The sequence below is a fragment of the Bizionia saleffrena genome (genome assembly GCF_008086175.1).
Taxonomy (GTDB): domain Bacteria; phylum Bacteroidota; class Bacteroidia; order Flavobacteriales; family Flavobacteriaceae; genus Bizionia; species Bizionia saleffrena.
Window position 1 is genome coordinate 220,576 of record NZ_VSKM01000005.1, and the last position, 21,319, is coordinate 241,894.

At 34.9% G+C, this 21,319-nt stretch carries 16 protein-coding genes; 9 read left to right on the forward strand and 7 right to left on the reverse strand.

Annotated elements, in window-relative coordinates; translation table 11 throughout:
* The first annotated feature begins 104 nt into the window (after positions 1–104).
* Both ES676_RS06490 and ES676_RS06495 read left to right on the forward strand, forming a co-directional pair.
* The gene (locus tag ES676_RS06490) at positions 105–2,948 is read left to right on the forward strand and encodes a TonB-dependent receptor (RefSeq protein ID WP_148369515.1); all 2,844 of its coding nucleotides are present in this window, start codon (positions 105–107) and stop codon (positions 2,946–2,948) included.
* Between the two features lie 37 nt (positions 2,949–2,985).
* Positions 2,986–4,185 carry a multidrug transporter gene (locus tag ES676_RS06495; RefSeq protein WP_148369516.1) on the forward strand — a complete coding sequence of 400 codons (1,200 nt, stop codon included), beginning with the start codon at positions 2,986–2,988 and terminating at the stop codon, positions 4,183–4,185.
* Between the two features lie 250 nt (positions 4,186–4,435).
* On the opposite strand, the gene ES676_RS06500 is transcribed toward ES676_RS06495, so the two are convergent.
* Positions 4,436–4,795, reverse strand: coding sequence for a toxin-antitoxin system YwqK family antitoxin (locus tag ES676_RS06500; RefSeq protein ID WP_148369517.1), 360 nt, complete (start codon positions 4,793–4,795; stop codon positions 4,436–4,438).
* A 397-nt stretch (positions 4,796–5,192) separates the two neighbouring features.
* Between ES676_RS06500 and ES676_RS06505 the strand changes: the two genes are divergently transcribed.
* From ES676_RS06505 to ES676_RS06515, 3 genes are all read left to right on the forward strand, one after another.
* A complete protein-coding gene (locus ES676_RS06505) occupies positions 5,193–6,383 on the forward strand; it encodes a porin (protein WP_148369518.1) in 1,191 nt (396 codons plus the stop codon).
* 69 nt (positions 6,384–6,452) lie between these two features.
* Positions 6,453–8,720 carry an inorganic phosphate transporter gene (locus ES676_RS06510; protein WP_148369519.1) on the forward strand — a complete coding sequence of 756 codons (2,268 nt, stop codon included), beginning with the start codon at positions 6,453–6,455 and terminating at the stop codon, positions 8,718–8,720.
* A 140-nt stretch (positions 8,721–8,860) separates the two neighbouring features.
* Positions 8,861–9,685: an OmpA/MotB family protein gene (locus tag ES676_RS06515; RefSeq protein ID WP_148369520.1), complete on the forward strand. Its 825-nt coding sequence runs from the start codon at positions 8,861–8,863 to the stop codon at positions 9,683–9,685.
* Between the two features lie 781 nt (positions 9,686–10,466).
* Here ES676_RS06515 and ES676_RS06520 read toward each other — a convergent pair.
* From ES676_RS06520 to ES676_RS06545, 6 genes are all read right to left on the reverse strand, one after another.
* A complete protein-coding gene (locus ES676_RS06520; protein WP_148369521.1) occupies positions 10,467–11,108 on the reverse strand; it encodes a response regulator transcription factor in 642 nt (213 codons plus the stop codon).
* A 49-nt stretch (positions 11,109–11,157) separates the two neighbouring features.
* Positions 11,158–11,610, reverse strand: coding sequence for a retropepsin-like aspartic protease family protein (locus tag ES676_RS06525; RefSeq protein WP_148369522.1), 453 nt, complete (start codon positions 11,608–11,610; stop codon positions 11,158–11,160).
* Positions 11,579–14,179: a CHAT domain-containing protein gene (locus tag ES676_RS06530; RefSeq protein ID WP_148369523.1), complete on the reverse strand. Its 2,601-nt coding sequence runs from the start codon at positions 14,177–14,179 to the stop codon at positions 11,579–11,581. The genes ES676_RS06525 and ES676_RS06530 overlap by 32 nt, the downstream gene beginning before the upstream one ends.
* A gap of 50 nt (positions 14,180–14,229) precedes the next feature.
* On the reverse strand, positions 14,230–16,194 hold the full coding sequence (locus ES676_RS06535; protein WP_148369524.1) for a DUF7849 domain-containing protein: 1,965 nt from the start codon (positions 16,192–16,194) through the stop codon (positions 14,230–14,232).
* A gap of 223 nt (positions 16,195–16,417) precedes the next feature.
* Positions 16,418–17,398, reverse strand: coding sequence for a hypothetical protein (locus ES676_RS06540; RefSeq protein WP_148369525.1), 981 nt, complete (start codon positions 17,396–17,398; stop codon positions 16,418–16,420).
* 82 nt (positions 17,399–17,480) lie between these two features.
* Positions 17,481–17,921, reverse strand: coding sequence for a hypothetical protein (locus tag ES676_RS06545; protein ID WP_148369526.1), 441 nt, complete (start codon positions 17,919–17,921; stop codon positions 17,481–17,483).
* Between the two features lie 150 nt (positions 17,922–18,071).
* On the opposite strand from ES676_RS06545, the gene ES676_RS06550 reads away from it, so the two are divergent.
* The 4 genes from ES676_RS06550 (at position 18,072) to ES676_RS06565 (ending at position 21,260) form a co-directional block, all read left to right on the forward strand.
* Positions 18,072–18,656 carry an RNA polymerase sigma factor gene (locus tag ES676_RS06550; protein ID WP_148369527.1) on the forward strand — a complete coding sequence of 195 codons (585 nt, stop codon included), beginning with the start codon at positions 18,072–18,074 and terminating at the stop codon, positions 18,654–18,656.
* 1 nt (position 18,657) lies between these two features.
* A complete protein-coding gene (locus ES676_RS06555) occupies positions 18,658–19,395 on the forward strand; it encodes a hypothetical protein (RefSeq protein ID WP_148369528.1) in 738 nt (245 codons plus the stop codon).
* 63 nt (positions 19,396–19,458) lie between these two features.
* Entirely contained in the window at positions 19,459–20,226 is a 768-nt protein-coding gene (locus ES676_RS06560) for a TatD family hydrolase (RefSeq protein WP_148369529.1), read from the forward strand.
* Between the two features lie 2 nt (positions 20,227–20,228).
* Entirely contained in the window at positions 20,229–21,260 is a 1,032-nt protein-coding gene (locus ES676_RS06565; protein WP_148369530.1) for an asparaginase, read from the forward strand.
* Positions 21,261–21,319 lie beyond the last annotated feature (59 nt).

Genomic DNA, 21,319 nt, shown 5'->3' on the forward strand with positions numbered 1-21,319 from the left:
CGCGTAACCTTTAGGAAACCTTTTAGTGAACGGCATTTAATCTCTAGTTAACTCAAAGTTTACAGTCTGCTAGTTTCTTTGCAGCGTTAAACAATCAAAAAACGATGAAACAACTTTTACTAGTCATTACACTATTCCTTTCGAGCCTTGCGTACTCGCAAACTACAGGTTCTATAATAGGTACAGTTACCGATAAAGATTATAATAACGAGCCGCTACCAATGGTAAATATTATGCTCGATAATACCACTAAAGGGACCTCGTCAGATTTCGATGGCCTTTTTAAATTAGAAGCTATTGAAGCCGGGGTGTACACCGTTGCTTTTAGTTTTGTAGGGTACGAAACACAAAAGATACCGGTGCAAGTAGCCGCAGGAAAGGTTACAGAAATTAATGTGCCAATGGGTGCTAATGCAGCAGCTTTAGATGAGGTGGTTATTCAAACGACATCAAAAAGGGAAAGTGAAGTTGCTTTGTTATTAGACCAGAAAAAGGCAGTAGAAATTAAACAGAGTATTGGTGCTGAAGAATTATCGAGAAAAGGCGTTAGCGATGCTGCTGGTGCTATTTCTAAAATTTCGGGAGTCTCTAAACAGGAAGGATCGAGTAATGTCTATGTTCGTGGTTTAGGAGATCGTTATTTAAATACAACACTAAACGGCTTGTCATTACCATCAAACGATGTGAGTAAAAAGAATATAGATTTAAATTTATTTTCTTCAGACATTATAGAGAACGTTTCTATAAGTAAGGCGTATTCATCAAAATTTTATGGTGATTTTGCTGCTGGAAATGTCGATATCTCTTCAAAAGATTACAAAGGCAATGGCTTTTTTGAGGTGTATGTTGGTTCTAGTGTTAATACAAATGCTGTTGGAGAAACCTTTAAAAAGAGTGAGGGCACGGGGCATTTCGGATTTTATAATCGTTATGATCACAACCCGTTTGCCGTGGTTTTATCACATCAAATAGATCCCATAACAGCTTCAACTCCAATTAATACGTCAATAGGGACGTCTTTTGGAAAATCGTTCACCTTTAAAAATGATTCCAAATTAAGCCTATACGGAACCGTGTTTTTTAATAATAGCTACGAATACAGAGAAGGATCTAACATCGATTATACAAACGTTGAAAAGAAAGCGTTTGAAAAAGCCGAAGAGTTTGAATACGGCACTACCACCACGGCAATGGCTAATTTAAATTATAGAATTGATAACAGTAACTCTTTAAGTTATACGTCTCTCTTTATAAATAACTCGTCGGATAACGTGGGGTATTTTGGAATTGATGGAAAAGGAAGAAATCGAGATGCTAATTTAAATACAGATAAAGGGTTTTATCAAATGAATGTTCAGTTTAGCCAAAACTTGATTTATGTGAATCAATTAGTAGGAAAACATAATTTTGATAGGTTCGATTTAGTTTGGGGAATCGGGTATAATAAAGTGTTTGCGCACGAGCCAGACAGAAAGCGGGTGAGTATTGAAAATTATCATTTCGCTTTAGATAACGACCCAACAACTAAAGCTACTTACTTTAATAATGTGGCTTTCGATAACCAGCGTTATTTTCAGAATATCGATGACGACGAGCTTAACGGAAGGGTCAATTTGGCATACGATATAAATGATGCTATAAAATTAAATATCGGGTACAACGGAAGAACTAAACAACGTTCTTTCGATAATATTAGATATGGTTACGATTTTTCAAGTTCGAGTATTCCTGTTAGTAACGCAGGCAATATTAATCAAGATGTATCTTTAAATAACCTAATGGTAAATCAGCAATCTGGAGGGTTGTATCAAATTAAAGTTATAAATACGGTTCCAGGTTTAAGTAATACAAACCGTCCGGGATTACCGGAAAACACCTATAAAGGAAACTTAGATATTTATGCGGGATATGTAAATGCAGAAATTAAGGCTTCAGAAAAACTATTAATCGTTCCGGGAGTGCGTTTAGAAAACATTAAGCAAAAAGTGGCATACGATGTTATCAACTTAGGATCTAGAGGAAACGATAGTATTTCATCTGCAGAAACGATAGCATTGCCAAGTATAAGTTTAAAATATAAGTTAAACGACGATCAGAATTTACGTTTTTCTGCGAGTCAAACTATTTCCCTTCCAGAATTTAAAGAAGTTGCTCCTTTCGTTTATGAGTCGGTATCACAGAGAATTGGTGGAAATCCGGATTTATTAGGAACCAAATCTGGGCAAGCGTACGTTAATGTAAAAGACGTGTCGTATTCTAAAATTTTAAACTTAGATCTTAAATATGAGTGGTTTATTTCTAAAAGCGAATTATTCTCGGTAGGTGCTTTCTATAAAGAAATTAATAACCCTATTAACCAAGTTGTCGCATTCGATGCTACAGGAACACAGCGTTATTTTAGAACTGGAGATCAAGCACGAATTCTAGGATTTGAAGCAGAACTAAGAAAAAATATCCTTGTAGACAATAACGACGATGCTCTTTTATCTGGTGGTATAAACGTTACATATATGCACACCGAGCAAGATTTATACAACACGATTTCTGGAACCTATAGTGTGAGTTTTAGAAATGAGAAAGAAGCCTTACAAGGGGCTTCGCCAATTATTTTAAATGCCGATATTAATTATTCACCAACGTTTGGTAATTATAAGCCAACAGCCAACTTAGTGTTCTCTTACTTCTCAGACCGCATAGATGCTTTAGGATCTGGACAATTAGGAAACGTTATTGAAAAAGGCATCCCCACTTTCGATTTCATTTTAAAAAACAAAGTGACCGCTAACTTCGAAATCAATCTTGCCATAAAAAACATATTAAATCCTAAAGTTCAATATATAAGAGAAACCAATCAAGGGGATATCATTGTGACCTCTCCAAACGGGAAAGATGTTTCAGATTATACAAAAGGAATGCATTTAGGATTAGAACTTAACTATAAATTTTAAACAACTAACGATATTAACTCAAATTAAATTTAAAACGATGAAAAACAAATTTTTATTAGGATTAGCACTTTTAGGTATTTTAACGACCTCTTGCTCAACAGACGATACTTCGGATATTGTACTCAACGATAATAGTGTAGTAAACAACACCGGTAGTGGTGGAGCACAAGACCCAGACACGGTGTTCTTATCGGGGACCTATACTTCAGATTTAACTTTAGATGCTAATGTAACTTATGCGCTAAATGGTTCTTTAATTATGGCCACAGGTACAACGTTAACGATACCGTCTTGTATGACTATTGAAGCGCTTGCTGCAGGGTCTAATGTGTATATTGCAATCTCTCAAGGCGCACAAATTATTGCCAATGGAACAGCCGATTGCCCGATAGTATTTACATCGAACGCTGCAAATCCACAAGCAGGAGATTGGGGAGGTCTTATTTTATTAGGAAAAGCACCGATAAATTCGGTATCTGGAAACGCGACGTCGACTTCAGAAATTGCAAGTTTACCTTACGGAGGAACTACGGCAAGCGATAATTCGGGATCTTTACGCTATGTTCGTGTGGAGTATTCTGGTGGAGCTGCCGACGGACAATCTGAGAACAATGGTTTTTCATTTTACGGTGTTGGTAATGGTACTGTCGTTTCTCATATCCAGGCTTTTGAAGGTAAAGATGATGGTGTTGAATTTTTTGGAGGGACCGTAAATGCAGATTATATTTCTGTAGTTAATGCACAAGATGATTCTATCGATTGGACGGAAGGCTATTCCGGAACCATTACAAACGCCTACGTTAAACACGGATTAGATCACGATAAAGCCTTCGAGTGTGACGGGTATAATACTGATGTTGGAAATAATGCAAGTCCGATTTTTTGGTCTAAACCAACAGTAAACGATGTTACAATTATAGGTTTAGGATCGACAGTGAGTGGAGAAGCTATTCGTTTAAGAGCAGGAACTCAAGGCCTTTTTAATAATATCTTAATTGAAGGGTATGCTGAAGGGTTCGATCTAGACGGAGATGTTGGAGCAAATAGCGACAATCCAACAGGAACAGGTGTGTTAAATGGTGATTTAAAAGTTACTAACGTAACCTTCATAGATGTTTTAGATAGCGTTAAAAACGATACCGGAGAAACCTTTACAGATGCTGATTTCTTAACTGGTGATGGAAATGCAATAGGAACAGATTATACAACTTGGGGAGCCGGTTGGACAGTAGAATAATTTTTTATAACTTGTAGGCATTACATTACAAACGCTCTTTTAACTTAGGAGTGCTCATTTAAAAATTGATAGTCAAGAAAAACAAGTTTGCGCTTTTTTATAAGAGTCTTGATAGTTAACCAATTTAAATGTTTTAAGACCTCTAAGTAGACGTTTTTACTTTAATATTACCTCATAAAAAAGCATCCTGATAAGGATGCTTTTTTTAATTTATAAGTGGTCTTGCGCTGCTATAACTATGATTTTAAAATTAATCGGCAATAGCAAGATGTGTTTTATTTTTCCATTCGCCTACATTAGCAATAACATTGTTATTATAATCTACTTCGCGTAAACTGTTTTCTTTCCAAAATAACCATTTACCAACTTTAACTCCATTAGTGTATTGGCCTATAGATTGCTTAGTTCCTTTGTTGTTAAAACTAACCCAAGTACCTTCCAATTTATTGGCTTTATTAAAATAACCCTTTTGGGCAATCTCTCCATTATTATGGTAATAAGTAGCAAGAATGATATCCCCTTGTTTTTCAAATTTAGGGTGTATAGTTTCATTTTGAGCAGATGTAAATGTTACAGATAAAAGTAATGCGAAGACTAATATTTTTTTCATAATAGAGAGTATTAAATTCGTGACGACTACGTAAATATAACAATTATTTACATAAAATAAACAATTACGTAACATTAAATTAACATTGTTTTTATAAAACATTGTAAATCAAGCAGTTGATGTTGTGTAAAAACTGGTATTTTGTTTAATGATTAGATAACCTTAAGATTACCATAGGTTTAAATGTTATGTGCATATTTGTAAGGGCTCAAGAAGTCTATTGGATTAGCACTCATAAACGTTATTTAGTTTTTGTCGACTATAAATTTATGAGATCTAATAGGGCTGCTACCTTAAAAAAGTAGCCCTTTTTATTACTTTTTAAAATTAATTATTTAGAAACATTAAGTTAACATTAGAGTTGGTTATTTGTACCGACAAAAACTAATAACAATTTATGACCTCTAAATATGCGTTGCTTGCATTATTTATTTTTACTTTTTTACCTTTAAATGCTCAAGAAACGAGTGCGCCACAATTTGGTGATGGCTTATTAAACTTGGTGGGTCAGGACAGTTCTTGGACGATGAAAATTGCCGCACGAGCACAATTTCTGGCAACTTCTAATTGGGAAGAGCAAGGCGATAATACTTTGAGTGTCTTAATTAGAAGAGCGCGTTTAAAATTTGGAGGTTATGCTTTAACACCAAAATTACAATATAAGATAGAGCTAGGCTTATCCAATAGAGATATTTCTGGAGCATCAAAATATACAAGCAATGCACCACGATATATTTTGGATGCCTACGTAAGATGGAATTTCTACAAAAATTTTGAATTGCAATTCGGACAAGCAAAACTACCAGGAAATAGAGAGCGTATTGTCTCATCTGCAAATCTTCAGCTAGTCGATCGTTCGCGATTAAATAGCGTGTTTACTCTAGATCGCGAATTCTCAGTTCAGTTATTGCATCATTTTAAGCTTACAGAACAATTCAAAATAAAAGAAACTTTTTCTTTAGCACAAGGTGAAGGCCGAAATGTAACAACAGGAAACCAAGGAGGAATAGAATTTACGGGACGTTTAGAGCTCTTTCCGTTTGGAGATTTTAAGAGTAATGGAGAAATTGTAGGCGCCGATCTTAAACGGGAAAAAACACCGAAACTAGCACTTGCCGTGGCTTACGATTATAATAGTAATGCTGTTAAAACACGAGGTAATCAAGGGCGTTATATGGATACCGACATCGGTTTGTACGAAACCGATATTTCAACTTTATTTATAGATGCGATGTTTAAATATCGCGGCTTTTCGTTTATGGCAGAATATGCTAATAGAAAATCAGAAGAACCATTTGCGACGAATGAAGACGATACCTTTACCGGGGATATCGTGCAAGTTGGTGATGCTTTAAACTTTCAAACCGGCTATGTGCTGCCCAAGAATTGGGAAATATCTGCACGTTATACCACTGTAAATCTCGACGAGGTGGTGAAAACAGAAAATACAGAAAACCAATATACAATTGGAGTTTCAAAATATATTAACGGACATAAATTAAAGATTCAAAGCGATCTGACTTATTTAGAAATAGCAAATAGCAACAGTGAGATATTATATAGGTTACAGTTTGAAATTCATTTTTAAAACATAACGTTTACGTAACATTATAATTCTAAACAGTAGAGATATTTGCAAAAGATTTTAAACTAAATTATGGATACTATTTATTTATTAATGATTGCAGCACTTGCTATTCTTGCAGCAGCCGATTTGGTTGTTGGAGTGAGTAATGATGCTGTTAATTTCTTAAACTCTGCCATTGGTTCAAAGGCGGTGTCGTACAGAACTATTATGATTGTGGCTAGTTTGGGGATTTTTATTGGAGCCGTGTTCTCAAGCGGAATGATGGAAGTCGCAAGAAAAGGGATTTTTAATCCCAGCGAGTTTATGTTTAACGAAATCATGGTTATTTTTATGGCCGTAATGATTACCGATATTCTACTACTCGACTTTTTCAATACATTAGGTTTGCCAACCTCTACAACAGTGTCTATAGTATTCGAGCTATTGGGAGCTTCTGTAGCAGTTGCCTTAATAAAAATTAGTGCAAACGATAGCGAAACCTTTACAAATCTTGGTAAGTATATTAATTCAGATCAGGCATTGCTCATTATATCCGGAATTTTAATGTCGGTGGTCATAGCCTTTAGTGTGGGTGCATTGGTGCAATACGTATCGCGATTAGTTTTTACTTTTCATTTCGAAAAGAGAATAAAAAATATTGGTGCCTTTTTTGGAGGGTTAGCGCTTACAGCAATTACTTACTTTATCTTCTTAAAAGGATTAAAAGGAACTCCTTTTTACGATAATATAAGTGGTTTGCTAGAAGGTAACGAGGCTGTTATAATGTTAATAAGCTTTCTGTTTTGGACATTATTTTCATACTTATATATGAGGTTTCTAAAAAGAAACATTTTACCAATAGTAATTATAGTTGGTACATTTGGTCTTGCTTTAGCATTCTCAGGAAACGATTTAGTAAACTTTATTGGAGTACCAATGGCGGCATGGCATTCGTACGAAGCGTGGTCAGCTTCAGGGGTTGAAGCGTCGTCTTTTTCAATGGAAGTTTTAGCCGAGAAAGTACCAGCAGAGCCCTTATTACTATTCATTGCAGGTGCTATTATGGTACTTACGCTGTGGTTGTCTAAAAAAGCAAGAACGGTTGCCGAAACCGAAATTAGTTTATCAAGACAAGGGGAAGGCACAGAGAAATTTCAGCCCAACTTACTATCTAGAATTGTAGTGAGAGGTACACAGGGTATTGGTTATGGTTTAAATTTGATGATTCCAAAATCAGTGCAGGATAAAATTGATTTAAAATTTGAAAAGCCAGTTATTACCGTAGCCAAAAATAAAGAATATGAGTTACCTGCTTTCGATGCAATTAGAGCGTCTGTAAACTTAATGGTGGCTGGCGTATTAATTTCTATAGCAACGTCTTATAAACTACCTTTATCTACCACCTACGTTACTTTTATGGTAGCGATGGGTACGTCTTTAGCCGATAGAGCGTGGGGAAGCGAAAGCGCAGTGTATCGCGTTGCCGGTGTATTAAACGTTATTGGGGGGTGGTTCTTTACCGCCTTTAGTGCCTTTACAGCGGCAGCTATTTTAGCGGCGTTAATAAGCTGGAATGAAGTGATGATACCAATATTATTGTTATTGGCAGTCTTGCTTTTAGCAAGAAACTACATCTCACATAAAAAATCGAGTTCGGCTACTAAAGCGGAAGACAGCTTAACCAAAGCAGAAAGCAGTTCGGTGCAAGGTGTTATTCACGAAAGTGCAAAAAATATTGCGAATGTATTAAAGCGTGGTAATAAAATTTATACCAATGCTATTGAAGGCTTAGCAAAACAAGACCTGTCATCTCTTAAAAAGAATAAAAAACAAGTTAATAAGCTGTCGGATGAAATAGATGATTTAAGAGATAATATTTTCTACTTCATTAAAAACTTAGACGATTCTAGTGTTGGGGCCAGTAACTTTTATATTAATATCTTAGGCTATTTACAAGATGTTACCCAGTCGTTAGAATACATTTCTAAAGTGAGTCATAAACACATCAATAACAATCATAAAAAGCTAAAATTTAGTCAGATTAAAGAATTGAAAGAAATTGATGGACAATTAGAAGTGCTATTCAGAGAAACTAAAGATGCTTTCGATACGCATTCCTTTTATAAGATTGGAAGTATTTTAGCGAATAAAGCAGAGTTGTACGATTTGGTAAAAGAGAAAATACAGAAACAAGTAGAGCGTACACGTTCTGAAGAATCAAGTCCTAAAAACACAACATTATACTTTAGTTTGTTATTAGAAACTAAAGATTTATTAAATGCTTTAATGAATTTATTAGAAGAATATTACAATTCTTTCGATAGTAATATAGAGCCAGCAAAAGTAGGCGAAGAGTAGACTTATTGTTTAATACTAGAAAAAAAGGCTTCCTGTTTAGGAAGCCTTTTTTTGTTAAAATTATTATAAAACTAGGGTACAAGACGTCTGTAACATTTCTAGGCTCGTATCTACACTAAATATAAAACCTAAATTTAGATATGAAGAAAGCGTCAATTTTATTACTGTTTGTAGTTGTATTAAGCTCATGTGTTTCAAAAAAGAAATACGTGGCCCTACAACAAGAAAACGGAGAAATTAAAAGTGAGTTAACAAAAGTAAGAGTAGAAAACGAAGATTTAGAAGCGAAATTTGGTATCATTCAAATGAGAGTGGACGAATACAATAGCAAGATAACCGAGTTAAAAGAGGATAACGATGTAAAATTTGATGCTGTTGGAGATGTGGCTGTGATATCTAACGTCACCAAAAGAAAAATGAGAGAAACCTTAAAAAAGGTAGATCCAAGTCTTTTAAACGACGCTAAAACCTTACAAGATTCTATGAATTTAGCGGTGTCTTATAACTTGAGAAAGAATTTAGATACCAGCGATTTAAATGAAGACGACGATATTTCTATTAGTATTGATGAAACTGTTGTTATGATTTCTATTTCAGATAAATTATTGTTTAATACTGGGAGTTACCGCGTAAGTAACAAAGCGAACAACATTTTACAAAAATTAGCCGATGTAATAAACTCTGAGCCAAGCTTAGAGGTTATGGTAGAAGGACACACAGATGCAAGATCTATTAGTACGCCACAGATTGCAGATAACTGGGATTTAAGCGTGCTACGTGCTACGTCTGTAGTAAGAAAATTACAAAACCAATACAATGTTGCGCCAGAAAAATTAATAGCAGCGGGAAGAAGTAGTTATAAGCCGTTATTTGAAAATGACTCAAACGATAACAGGTCTAAGAACAGAAGAACTCGTGTTGTTATTCTTCCAAATATCAATAAGTTTTTTGCCTTAATGGAGTAAGAAGAGACAAGAACAGCAGTATATTTTTAAAAAAGTGTAGTCATTTAACAGGGCTACACTTTTTTTATATAAGATCTTAAAAGATAAGTGTAAAAATATTAATGATAATAACAACTGTAGCGAATATCATGATACCGAGAATAAACCATTTGTTTGTTTCCATATTTTCCATAATAAAAAGTTTTAAAGTGAAAACTCATTTTTAAATTTAGAGTTTACTTTAATTTAAAACCTAAGTAATTGAGGTCTTGTAGATTAATAGCATTACAAAAATACTAAAAGTAATAGTTCTTTACAATACGAGTAATTACGTAAAACTCTGGTTCTTAATAAGTTTTAGTTGTAAAAGGCTAAAGCTGATACGCGCTAGAGCTTTTTATGTTGGTTATTGAAATAGTGATTAATAGCACTATAAATGTAAGTTCTTTAAGTCTTAAATGAAATACGTACAACTACTTAATCTGTAGAACATAAAAAAGCCCTGTAGTGAAACACTGCAGAGCTCTGTTGGGTTATTTATTCTTTCAATACTGTTGATTAATAGCACAGTAAAGGTATACTCTTTTTTGCTAAAATGAAATACGTAGAACTACGTAAATTTTGTTTTGGGGTGAAGAATAAAAGCAAAAAAAAACTCCGCAACACTAGAATAGAATTGCAGAGGATTAGTTGATTTTTCCCTAAAAAAACCATTAATAGCACTGTAAATGTATGGTGAATTTATAAGATATGAAATACGTATAATTACGTAATATAAAGAAACACCTTACTAAGATGTTGCTTATACGGTCTCTAAAAGTTCTTTGTTTAGGGTAGACCAGATCATTAAAGCATTGTGAGATTTTTGGAGTTTCAGTTTTTTAACAATGTTACTTCTATGTTTTTCAACCGTTCTCACCGAACAGTTTAAATGTTCTGCAATTTCATTACTCGACAGACTGGACGATAGTAGCTTCACAATTTTTAATTCAGATTTTGTAAGAAGTGCAATTAGACTCTTATCGGTGTATGTTATTTTGGAATTAAGATACGAGGCAATTTCTTCACTAAAATAAGGTTCGCCACGCTTAGTATGCTCTATACACGTTTCAATCTCTTCAATAGCAAACTCTTTTAAGATATAGCCGTAAACGTTATATTCCTTTGCTTTATCGTACAAGTGCTCTTCATTATCAAAAGTAATCAGTATCACTTTTGTTCTTAAATTGTTTTTCTTACACTCGTAAGCCACTTCCAAACCTGTTAAGTAAGGCATTCGTATGTCTAAAATGGCAATATCGGGATCGTGCTTTACTATTAAATTATAGGCGGTTCTACCATCTTCAGCTTTACCCAAAATAGTATAGCCTTTAGAAGATATAAAGTCGCTTAAACCTCTTAACATTAAGGGGTGGTCGTCTGCAATTACAATAGTAGCACTCATAAGGGAAGTTAGTAGTTAGTAGCGTATACTTATAAAAGTAAGAAAATTATTATGCTTTTTTAGGTTTTAGATATAAGTATTTTTTGTCATAATCGATAATAGCTTTGGCTTTGTTTAAAATATCGGCGCCAATAATTCCGTTTACAGCTTGTGCATTATGAGTGGTTAATGCGGTGTTTACATGCACCAAATCGAATAAGATTAAAGTCACTTTCTCCGTCTCCCATTTACCTATTTTAATCGTATTTTTTTTCGATATTCTAGTGAGCATATTTGTAGCGCCGGCACCTGCAGCTTTTACATCTGATGCTTTTACTTTTAATTTAAAAAGCGTAGCATCCTCAAAGCCTATACAGCTACTCGATGCGCCAGTGTCTAGAATAAAAAGCCCTTTAACACCGTTAATAGAGGCTTTTATTTCAAAATGATTCGTTTGAGTAAGTCTTAATTTTGTTTTTGTATATCCTTTATTAAGAAGAAATTCTTTGAGATCGTTTTTCATACCATTGCTTAAATAAACGCAGTAAAAGTACTACAAACAGAATTGAAATAATAGTAATAACACCATAATTTATGTTATTATCTCGAAGCGGTTCTATGCTGCCATAAAATACGAAAGCGCTCCAGTAATAAGGCGATTTTTTTATATTACTGATGTTTTTATCCTCTAAATAAGCAATTTTTGAACGGTGATTTGCGTGAGAAGCCGAACTAGTTTTTCCATAATCATTATAAAATAATTCCATAATTTTCGCCGTTGAAGCATCGCTAATTTGCCATAGTGAAAACAATATAGTCTCCGCGCCAGCATAATTAAATCCTCTTGCCAAGCTCATAGGACCTTCACCCTTAGTCAATTTGCCAATACCCGTTTCGCAAGCGCTTAAAACGACTAATTTTGGCGAAATGTTTAACGCGTATAGTTCGTTTAGGTATAGGGTTTCATCTGAAAACTCAATATGAGCGGGCACAATAAAATCGCCACTACTAGCGTGGGTGGAAAGATGTAAAATATTATACTGAGAGGCGTAATCTAAAAAACTTTGTTTTGTTGCCGAATGGTACATTAAAAATTTAGCATCTACCTCTTGCTCTATGCTTTTAGCCTCATTAATCGTGTATTTTAACGCGTTGGTAGTGCCTTCAAATACAGGGAATACACCGAGTAAATGATCTCCCGATTCGTGCTTTTTGTTTTTTAAAAAAAAGTAAGCACTCGAATTATAAACGATAGTGTGTTGCCTTACCATAAATGGCATTTTGCTATAATTAGATGTTTCTGTATGTTTTGTGAGTAAGGCTTCAAAAGGAATAAAATTAAGTAAGCCGTCGGGAATAATAACGATATTTTTATTATGCTGAAGGGGGGCTAATTGAAGCCTTTTGTACACTGAAAATGCTTGAGCACGATAGTCTGAAACATCATTATTTATAGCCGATGCATCGTTAAATAAAGTAATAAACCCCCGTAGGGATTCCTTTGTTTTATTATTTAAATTAATAGCGTTTAGAGTTGTGGTGTTATCCGTGAATATAAACTGATAGATGTTTTCTTTACCATAAAAATAAGCGACTAAAGCCGCGTCATCTACCAAAAGTCTTTGTTTTAAAACAGGAATGTTAATACGGTCATTGACTGAAAAATTATAACGCGTTTGAATTATTTTTTGAGCTGTTCTCAATGCAATATTAATACTGTTTAAAGAGTCTCTAACTTCTGAAAGGTTTTCTGTCTGCGTTCGCTGATAAGGCGTTCTAATAAGCCGGTTTGTTAATTGCTCTTGTGTTTTTAATAGCCATTGTTCTTCAATTAATAAAGTATCGCTAGGGTGTGCTTTTAGCAACTCTTTTTTCGAGTGATTTTCTTTTAATATAGACGCTTTACTGTTTTCGGCATATTGAAAAGCGCGTGTGGTATAACTTGTATTTGCGCTTTTAGATTCAAGCTGATATAATAAAGCGATACATTTTTCACTACGTATTCTATTGGCCGCTATTTCTACCATATTGGCCTCTTGCGACGTAATCTGGGCATTGAGTAAATTAGAAACATAAAAACTCAAATCGTAATATTGCAATGCCATTTCAGGGGTGTCTTGTAAGGCGGCTAAGGCATCGAAGATTTCAATAAAGGTGTTTTCTGGATACAGGTGGTTTGTTTTTGGGAGGCTGTTCTTGTCGTATTTAGGAAGTAAAAGGGATACCCCTAGTTGTAAGGCGTTTTTAGCTTCTTCATTTTGGTTTAATAAAGTGTATAGCTTTGCTTCCTCGTGTTTTAATTTCGCTAGTTCTCGAGCTGAAGTTAAATCGTTCTGCCAATAGTGCATTGAAGATTTAAAGAGGTATAGTGCCGTTTCGTAATCTTTGTGCTGCATAGCAGTAGTATAGGCTACTTGCTCATTTTTAAAATGGAAACCTATATTAGAGGCTTTGTTTTTAGAGGTGCCAATAGCTGTTTTGTTTCCTTTTAAAGTTATACTGCTATTCGCTTTAATTTGTTTAAGTCTTTGATATTCTCGTGAGTTTGGTGCCGCGATTTTCAATCCGTTATTAGCGACTTCTATGGCTAAAGTGTGTTTACCTAGTTTTTGATATAAGTTGGCCAAATTTACCGCGCCAATAGCTTGTTGCTGTGTATTATTTTGCTTTTTGGCTAATGCGATATAATATTTAATCGTGTTTTCAGCATTGGTGTAATTATTTGTTTTGTGATATAATACGCCCAAATTAATTAAGCAATTCTCGATGATATCGTATTGAAAAATAGTATTTATTTTTTCCTTTTTATACAAGCTCCAAGCGTCTTCGTAAGTAGAAATAGCCGATTGATAACTTTGGTTTTGTTCTAGGTAATAGGCTTTATTAATGAGAAGGTTAACAAAGGCTAGATAATCGTCTTTAGACTGTAATTCAGCTTCAAAAGCACTAATTTCAACGTTTAAAGTTGCTAAGGCTTCCGTAGTTTGTTGCGTGTTAAAAACTGCAGTAGCGCTATAAATGCGATCTTCTATCGTCTGAGAATAGAGACTTCCGCTAATGATAAAATAGAAAACAAGTAAGAGGGACTTCATCAGCAAAAGGGTTTTGGTATTTTATTTAGGCAGGAGAATGGATTCTAATATTAAAATTTCCATAAGGCGTAAAATTGTAAGTAATCATAAGCGTCTTTAAAGTTAAATACATAACGCACGCCAGCTGTGGGACCAATGCGCGCAAATCCGGCAGTAGCTTCAATTAAAAAGCCCGTTCTAAAATTTGCAAAATTATTTTTTGTATCACTTTCCGTGACCGATTGATTGATAAGAAGGTTTGAATCCGTCTGCTCACCTTCGTATTGCTGGATGGTAATGCGTTCTGTTTTTTGCTGGCTAACTGAAAAAGTGCCTTGCAGTCCAGCGCCCAAACCAATATAATTATTAACATTGTAACGGGCTAAAACTGGAATTTCCCAATCGATATTATCGTAAGAGCTTTCTTTTGTGGTGCGTTCAAGCGCTATAAAACCGGCGGGAGAATCTACAAATTCTTCGCGTATTGTTTTAGTGCCATTGTAAGAATGAAAACTGTTTAATAATTCCACCTGCCAATACCATCGGTACGATTTGTAAGGGGAAACCGTGGCGCCAATAAAATAACTTTTAGAGTTTTTTAAATCGCTGAATGAGTTATAACCCGCTTTTGCTCCAATAGAAATGCCCGGTAAAAAACGCGTGGTAGAATAATTGGTGATAATCGGGTCGTTTTTATCGAAAATAATCGCCGTTCTAGACTTGGTTTTTTTCTTATGAAAATCGTCGCTAAACTTTATGTTATACTTTACAAAACCTTTTGTAGAATCGTAATCTTTTACATTTTTTTGTTCGCTTCCTGGTAAATAAATGTTTTTAAACGTAAAAATGGCTTGCGTGGCGGTGTAAGTGGTGTCTAAACAACTGTACTGAACTTCCTCTTTTGGGCAAATTTTACACTTGGGGTACATATCTTCTACGGTAATACTAGATTTATCTAACATCTCTGGGATATCGGTTTCTAACCTAATTGTTGTGGCCGGACCTTCGCCATTATTTTGAAATTTTATTTTGAATTTTGGTGTTTTATAACGCACCAGTCGGTAATTTAAAAAGGTAGCGTTAGATGACATTTTATTGGGATCGTGAGACGTTACAATCTCCATTTCCATTTCCTTTACTTTGTGGTTTTGGTAATTATCGTCTGGAACATACACCCCGCGAATGGTTACAATTGCGCTCGTGTCCTTTATCATTTCGGGCGTTGTTTTTAGGGTGTAAAACAAATTGCGCTCTTCATTAGGTTTCATATTTTTAAAAGCAATCGTTTTTGAAGCGCGGTATTTAGTTTCAGATTCTGCTAACGTTAACGGCAGGTTTAATTTTTCGGTAGAATCTTGAGCTATCGTTTTAAATTCTAGAGGTTCTTGTGTGTGGCTCGCGTAAAAATAGTCGTTTGTAGTAATACTATTTACCATAACTAATTCTGTGTCGCTGACGTCTTCCTCGTTGTTGTAAAAACGAGCATCCAATACTTCAAAATTATCTGCTGTAAACGCTGTTTCATTATAATACAAATAAAGTGTGCCGTTTGTTTCGTAATCTTTGGTGTTTTTATAACGCATTACGACAACAATATCTTCCTCTGGCATAGGTTCGCGATTGCGTACTAAATCTAAACTTGTGTCTAAAGTAGCGCTGCTGTTGTCTGTGGAGCTATCTGTTGCTGTGTCAATTCTTATTTTTTTAGGACGTGCAGTGGGTGGTTTTCCCGAGGAATACATATTGGTTGTCCATAAGCGAACGTCGTATTCTTTAGCGTTTTTATAGGTGTGTTTTGGTAGTTCTTCATTACTATATTCTCCGTCTCCAAATTCCCAGAAATGCGTGTAAAAGGCTTTCGGTGCGCCTGCTGTTTGTATTAATTGTGGTGCTTTGGGACTAAATTGTACCGTATTATTTATTTTACTGTAATTAATTTCAGATAGGCCTCGAGTGGTATCTAAAGGTGTATCTGCTGTTTGGGCAAGTGTAACTAACGACATAAAAAAAGCGACGGTAAAAGAGAGCGTTTTCATAATTTTCTGATATTAATAGCTTTATAAATATAGCAAAAACTATGAGAGTGATTATTTAAATAGTTTATGAATCTTTTTTAGGATGAAAAAAGCAAAGCGCAATCACTTTAAAAGAGGGTTTTATAACCTTACTGAAAGTAAGTCTCTTATCCTGAAAGCAAAACTGCTAAAAACAAAAAAGCCAAAAACCGAAGTTTCTGACTTTTTTTAAGTAGGAATTTAATCATGGTAGCACATTAATATCTCCTTGTAAAGCGTTGTCATCTCCAATAACAAGATCATCTAGTGTGAAAGTGATGATATCGTCGTTAGCAATTGTAACAGGTTTTATAGCATATTTCCAAAGGCCATCTTCCGTGGTAATAAAAATAATATGGCACTCTAAACCAATAGGGATTTGTCCGTAATGTTCGCTAAATGCTTGAAAAGTATTGTCGTAAGTATCCAAACTAGCTAAACCAGAATCTTCGCCATCGTAAGATAAATATACCGCGCTATTACCAAAATTAAAACCTTGTGGCGCTTTTACTAGTATTTGAGTCTTTGGTCTTGGGTCGCTATAAAAGCGATCAATATTGCTCCATCCAAAACCTTGTAAAACGGCGTAGTATTCACCCATCTCATCAAAAACACCATCGTTTGTGCCAGGTTCTATTTGATCCCAAGTTAAGTTGCCATCGGTATCAATTTCGCCATTCCAAAGTGTCATTGCTGGATCAAAGCCGCCAGTTAAAGCAGACGGCACTAATAGGCTTAACCCACAGTTTGCGTCCAATGGAAGTCCGTTAATAGTCGCTTCTAGAAAGAATTCTCCACCAGTAATAATTAGAGTTTTGTCGCCATTTGGTAATCTTCCCATCGTAGGTTTGTTGGTAACAAGCATATTTGCTTTTTCAAAAATTTCTACATACTCTAAATCGATTGGGCCGGTAACGGGGTTTCCGTTTTGAGATAGGCATGACGTATTTAGTGAGATTTCTACACCATTGCTAGAGGTTAAAGTCACGAATCCGTCGCTGGCATCAAACTGAAAATGTTGCGTATTATCTTCCATAGCGCTCTGTCTAATGGCATCAAACTCTGCTGAGGTTGGAGCGGGGATTCCTGCAAAATAATCGGGGTTATCATCTTTACTTGTGCAACTGGTAATAAGTGTTAACGCCGTAATTGATAACGTTGTAAATAGGTGTTTAAATTGTTTCATAATTTCTAAGGTTTAAAATGAGTAATCTGTTTTTATGGAATTATAAACTGGATACCTGGTGAGAAGCATCCAGAATGTCTTATTATTTTATTTCTGAGCTAGCAACTATTTTATAGTAAACAACATCTCCGCTTGATACTAAGTTGATCATTCTATGGGCTGATGCTTCGCTAGTCGAAAATCCTTTCGCACGACCGTTTTCACTTTGTACTTCCCAGAAATACAATCTGTTTTCTGGTTTGTTTATATCGCTTCCTACTACGAAATAGCTAGTAATTATATGTTCTAAAACGATTAGGCCGTTACTTGCTAATTGCACTCGGCGTTCTGCTGAGGTTAAAGTTGAAGCGGTTCCAGAAAATTGGCCTACTGTTGTTGTAACCGACCAGTTATAAATTTTTACGATGTCGTCCTTTATAAGGTCTGAATTGTTAAAAGTTGTAGGCGTTGAATTTGGTGTTGTAGCGTTTGCTGTTAATAATCCAAAAACTAGGGCTGCGATAATTAAAATTGATTTTCTCATGATTTCTAAATATTAAAGAGTTAATAATTGATTTAATAGTTTTGCCATTTTGGCTTTTACAACCTTATATCAAAAGCATTTTGAATTTGTTACCCATTTATTTAAAAGTTTTTTTAAATTCGTTAGAAACCAACCAATATATAGGGGTTAATGGGTGATAAAAAAATACACGAAGACCAGAAGTATATTCACGGATTACTTCAAAATAATAGTTTTATTATACAAGCTATTTACGATACGTTTGTGCCTAAAGTGATAAATTACATCAAACAGAATAGCGGTAACGCTACCCAAGCAAAAGATGTCGTTCAAGAAGTATTGGTTACCATTTATAATCAAGCAAAACAGAAAGGGTTGGAATTAACTTGTCCTTTCGATGCCTATTTCTTTCTCTTATGTAAACGTAAATGGTTAAATGAATTAAAAAAGAAGACTAATAAGGAGGTAACAATTAATGAAGAAGTCTTATCTAAAGATGACGACGCTTTCACGCTAGCTTTCGAAACTACAGTATTTGGTGAAAAACAAGAATTGTTTAACGCAATGTTTCAAAAGTTGGGCGATGCTTGTAAAGATTTACTAAAAGCAACTTTTAAAATTAAATCGATGGAAGAGGTGGCAAAAAGTTTAAAAATTACTTATGCCTACGCTCGGAAAAAGAAATCGCTGTGCATTGGTAAACTTACCAAGTTAGTACAAGAGTCGCCTAAATTTAATCAGCTTAACAACTATTAAAATGGAAGAAAAAGACTATATTTTATTCGAAAACTACTTACAAAGAGACCTGTCTGCTAGTGATGTGCTCGCTTTTGAAAACCGCTTAGCAATCGATACTGCTTTTAAACATAGTTTTATAACATATAAAGAGCTTTCAGGATATTTGGAACAAACTTTAGATGAAGAAAGTTCTGACTTTAAACGCAACTTAATGCACATCTCAGAAGCGCATTTTAATACGATACAAACGGAACAACCGAAAGCCTTTCGTAAACGTTTCAATATTGCTCGATTGGCTATAGCGGCAAGTGTTGTTGTGTTAATAGGACTGTTTTTGTTTAAGCAGTTAAAAACGCCAACGTACAAAGATTTTAATACGCACGAAACAATAGATTTAACTGTTCGTGGAGGAAGTGTTCGCGATCTTGTTGAGGTTACCAAAGCTTTTAATAATCGCGAGTTTTCTAAAGCCAATACCATTTTAGAGCGTCTTTTAAAAACCGATAGCGAAAACAGGCAATTACAATTGTATTATGCTATTACTAATATCGAATTAAATCGTTTTGAAACTGCCGATGCACTGCTGATAGCTATTTCAAAAAGCGAATCGGTTTATAAAAACAGGGCCCTGTGGTATCACGCTTTAAGCAACTTAAAACAAGGTAAGACAGAGGTCACCCAAAGTTTATTAAAACAAATTAATGAAGAGGCCGACGATTACGAGCAAGCTCAGAAATTACTAAATAAATTAGAGTAAGTTTAACTTAAAATACCCTAGAAAAAGTCAGTGTTTAATCCCTGACTTTTTTATTTTTACAAAATGATAATTACAGATACACACACCCATTTATATAGTGAAGCTTTCGATGAAGATAGAGACGAAATGATGCAGCGCACTCTGGATGCTAATGTAACACGTTTATTTATTCCTGCTATCGATTCTACGTATACAGCAGCGATGCTTCGACTTGAAAAAGACTATCCGGAACACGTGTTTTTAATGTCGGGCTTACACCCAACACACGTAAAAGATAACTATAATGAAGAATTAGCCCACGTTGAAGAGATGCTCGACAATCATAAATTTTATGCAGTTGGAGAAATTGGCATAGATTTGTATTGGGACAAAGACACGTTGGCGATTCAAAAAGAAGCGTTTAAATATCAAATTCAATTGGCTAAAAAGCATAAATTGCCCATCGTAATACATTGCCGTGAGGCTTTCGATGCCGTTTTCGAAGTGTTAGAAGAAGAGAAAAGCGACGACTTGTTTGGAATATTTCATTGTTTTACGGGGACAATAGAACACGCAAAACTAGCGATTTCTTATAACCTTAAATTAGGAATAGGGGGAGTGGCAACCTTCAAAAATGGTAAAATCGATCAGTTTTTAAGTACAATCGATTTGCAACATATTGTTTTAGAAACCGATGCGCCGTATTTGGCACCGCATCCTTTCCGAGGAAAAAGAAATGAAAGTAGTTATATTGTAAAAGTTCTCGAAAAATTATCGGAGATTTACAATATATCTCAAGAAGACATCGCAGCAATAACAACTGCAAACTCAAAAGCCATTTTCGGCATTTAATTATGACAAAAGCAATACCTAATATACTTCTTATATATACCGGTGGTACCATTGGTATGATGAAAGATCCGGAAACTGGTGCCTTACGCGCTTTCGATTTCGATAATTTATTAGTGCGTATTCCAGAATTGAAATTATTAGAGTGTAACATTGAAACCACGTCGTTTGACCAGCCCATAGATTCTAGTAATATGAAACCCGAATATTGGGTAGAAATCGCTGAGGTTATAGAAGAGCAATACGAGTCTTTTGATGGATTTGTGGTGCTTCACGGTAGCGATACAATGAGTTACACGGCTTCAGCATTGAGTTTTATGTTAGAGCATTTAGCCAAACCAGTTATTTTTACGGGATCACAGTTGCCCATTGGTGATTTACGTACCGATGCTAAAGAGAATTTAATCACCTCTATTCAAGTGGCGGCACTTAATCATTACAATAAACCAGTGATAAAAGAAGTGTGCTTGTATTTTGAATACAAATTATATCGCGCCAACAGAACGACGAAAATTAACGCCGAGCATTTTGAAGCGTTTGCCTCTTTAAATTACCCTGATTTAGCCGAATCTGGGGTGCATTTAAAAGTAAATCAGGAATATTTATTTAAACCGAATGCCAGAAAAGACCTTATCGTTCATAAAAAATTAGACTCAAATATTGCTTTAATAAAATTATTTCCAGGAATATCTGAAGTATTATTACGTTCTATATTTGATACGCCAGGTCTAAAAGGTGTCGTTTTAGAAACGTACGGTGCAGGAAATTGCTCTACTGAAGATTGGTTTGTTAGCTTATTAAGAGACGCTGTAAATAAAGGTATACATATTATAAATGTAACGCAATGTTCTGGAGGAAGTGTGATGATGGGGCAGTACGAAACTAGCGAAAAGCTAAAAAGAATAGGTTTAATTTCGGGAAAAGACATTACTACGGAGGCCGCAATATGTAAATTAATGTATTTGTTAGGGCAAAATGTGTCGCCTAACTTGTTCAAAACCATATATCAAACAGCATTAAGAGGAGAATTGACGTAAAATTAACTCTCAAAATTTTAGTCTTTAATTATTTTTCTCTTATTTTGGTGCCTTGTAAT

Excerpts from the sequence above, each read along its gene's own strand:
- ES676_RS06530 (WP_148369523.1), bottom strand. The coding sequence starts at position 14,179 with ATGAAGTCCCTCTTACTTGTTTTCTATTTTATCATTAGCGGAAGTCTC.
- ES676_RS06565 (WP_148369530.1), top strand. The coding sequence starts at position 20,229 with ATGACAAAAGCAATACCTAATATACTTCTTATATATACCGGTGGTACC.
- ES676_RS06520 (WP_148369521.1), bottom strand. The coding sequence starts at position 11,108 with ATGAGTGCTACTATTGTAATTGCAGACGACCACCCCTTAATGTTAAGA.
- ES676_RS06515 (WP_148369520.1), top strand. The coding sequence starts at position 8,861 with ATGAAGAAAGCGTCAATTTTATTACTGTTTGTAGTTGTATTAAGCTCA.
- ES676_RS06525 (WP_148369522.1), bottom strand. The coding sequence starts at position 11,610 with ATGAAAAACGATCTCAAAGAATTTCTTCTTAATAAAGGATATACAAAA.
- ES676_RS06505 (WP_148369518.1), top strand. The coding sequence starts at position 5,193 with ATGACCTCTAAATATGCGTTGCTTGCATTATTTATTTTTACTTTTTTA.
- ES676_RS06545 (WP_148369526.1), bottom strand. The coding sequence starts at position 17,921 with ATGAGAAAATCAATTTTAATTATCGCAGCCCTAGTTTTTGGATTATTA.
- ES676_RS06495 (WP_148369516.1), top strand. The coding sequence starts at position 2,986 with ATGAAAAACAAATTTTTATTAGGATTAGCACTTTTAGGTATTTTAACG.
- ES676_RS06540 (WP_148369525.1), bottom strand. The coding sequence starts at position 17,398 with ATGAAACAATTTAAACACCTATTTACAACGTTATCAATTACGGCGTTA.
- ES676_RS06490 (WP_148369515.1), top strand. The coding sequence starts at position 105 with ATGAAACAACTTTTACTAGTCATTACACTATTCCTTTCGAGCCTTGCG.
- ES676_RS06510 (WP_148369519.1), top strand. The coding sequence starts at position 6,453 with ATGGATACTATTTATTTATTAATGATTGCAGCACTTGCTATTCTTGCA.
- ES676_RS06500 (WP_148369517.1), bottom strand. The coding sequence starts at position 4,795 with ATGAAAAAAATATTAGTCTTCGCATTACTTTTATCTGTAACATTTACA.
- ES676_RS06550 (WP_148369527.1), top strand. The coding sequence starts at position 18,072 with ATGGGTGATAAAAAAATACACGAAGACCAGAAGTATATTCACGGATTA.
- ES676_RS06560 (WP_148369529.1), top strand. The coding sequence starts at position 19,459 with ATGATAATTACAGATACACACACCCATTTATATAGTGAAGCTTTCGAT.
- ES676_RS06555 (WP_148369528.1), top strand. The coding sequence starts at position 18,658 with ATGGAAGAAAAAGACTATATTTTATTCGAAAACTACTTACAAAGAGAC.
- ES676_RS06535 (WP_148369524.1), bottom strand. The coding sequence starts at position 16,194 with ATGAAAACGCTCTCTTTTACCGTCGCTTTTTTTATGTCGTTAGTTACA.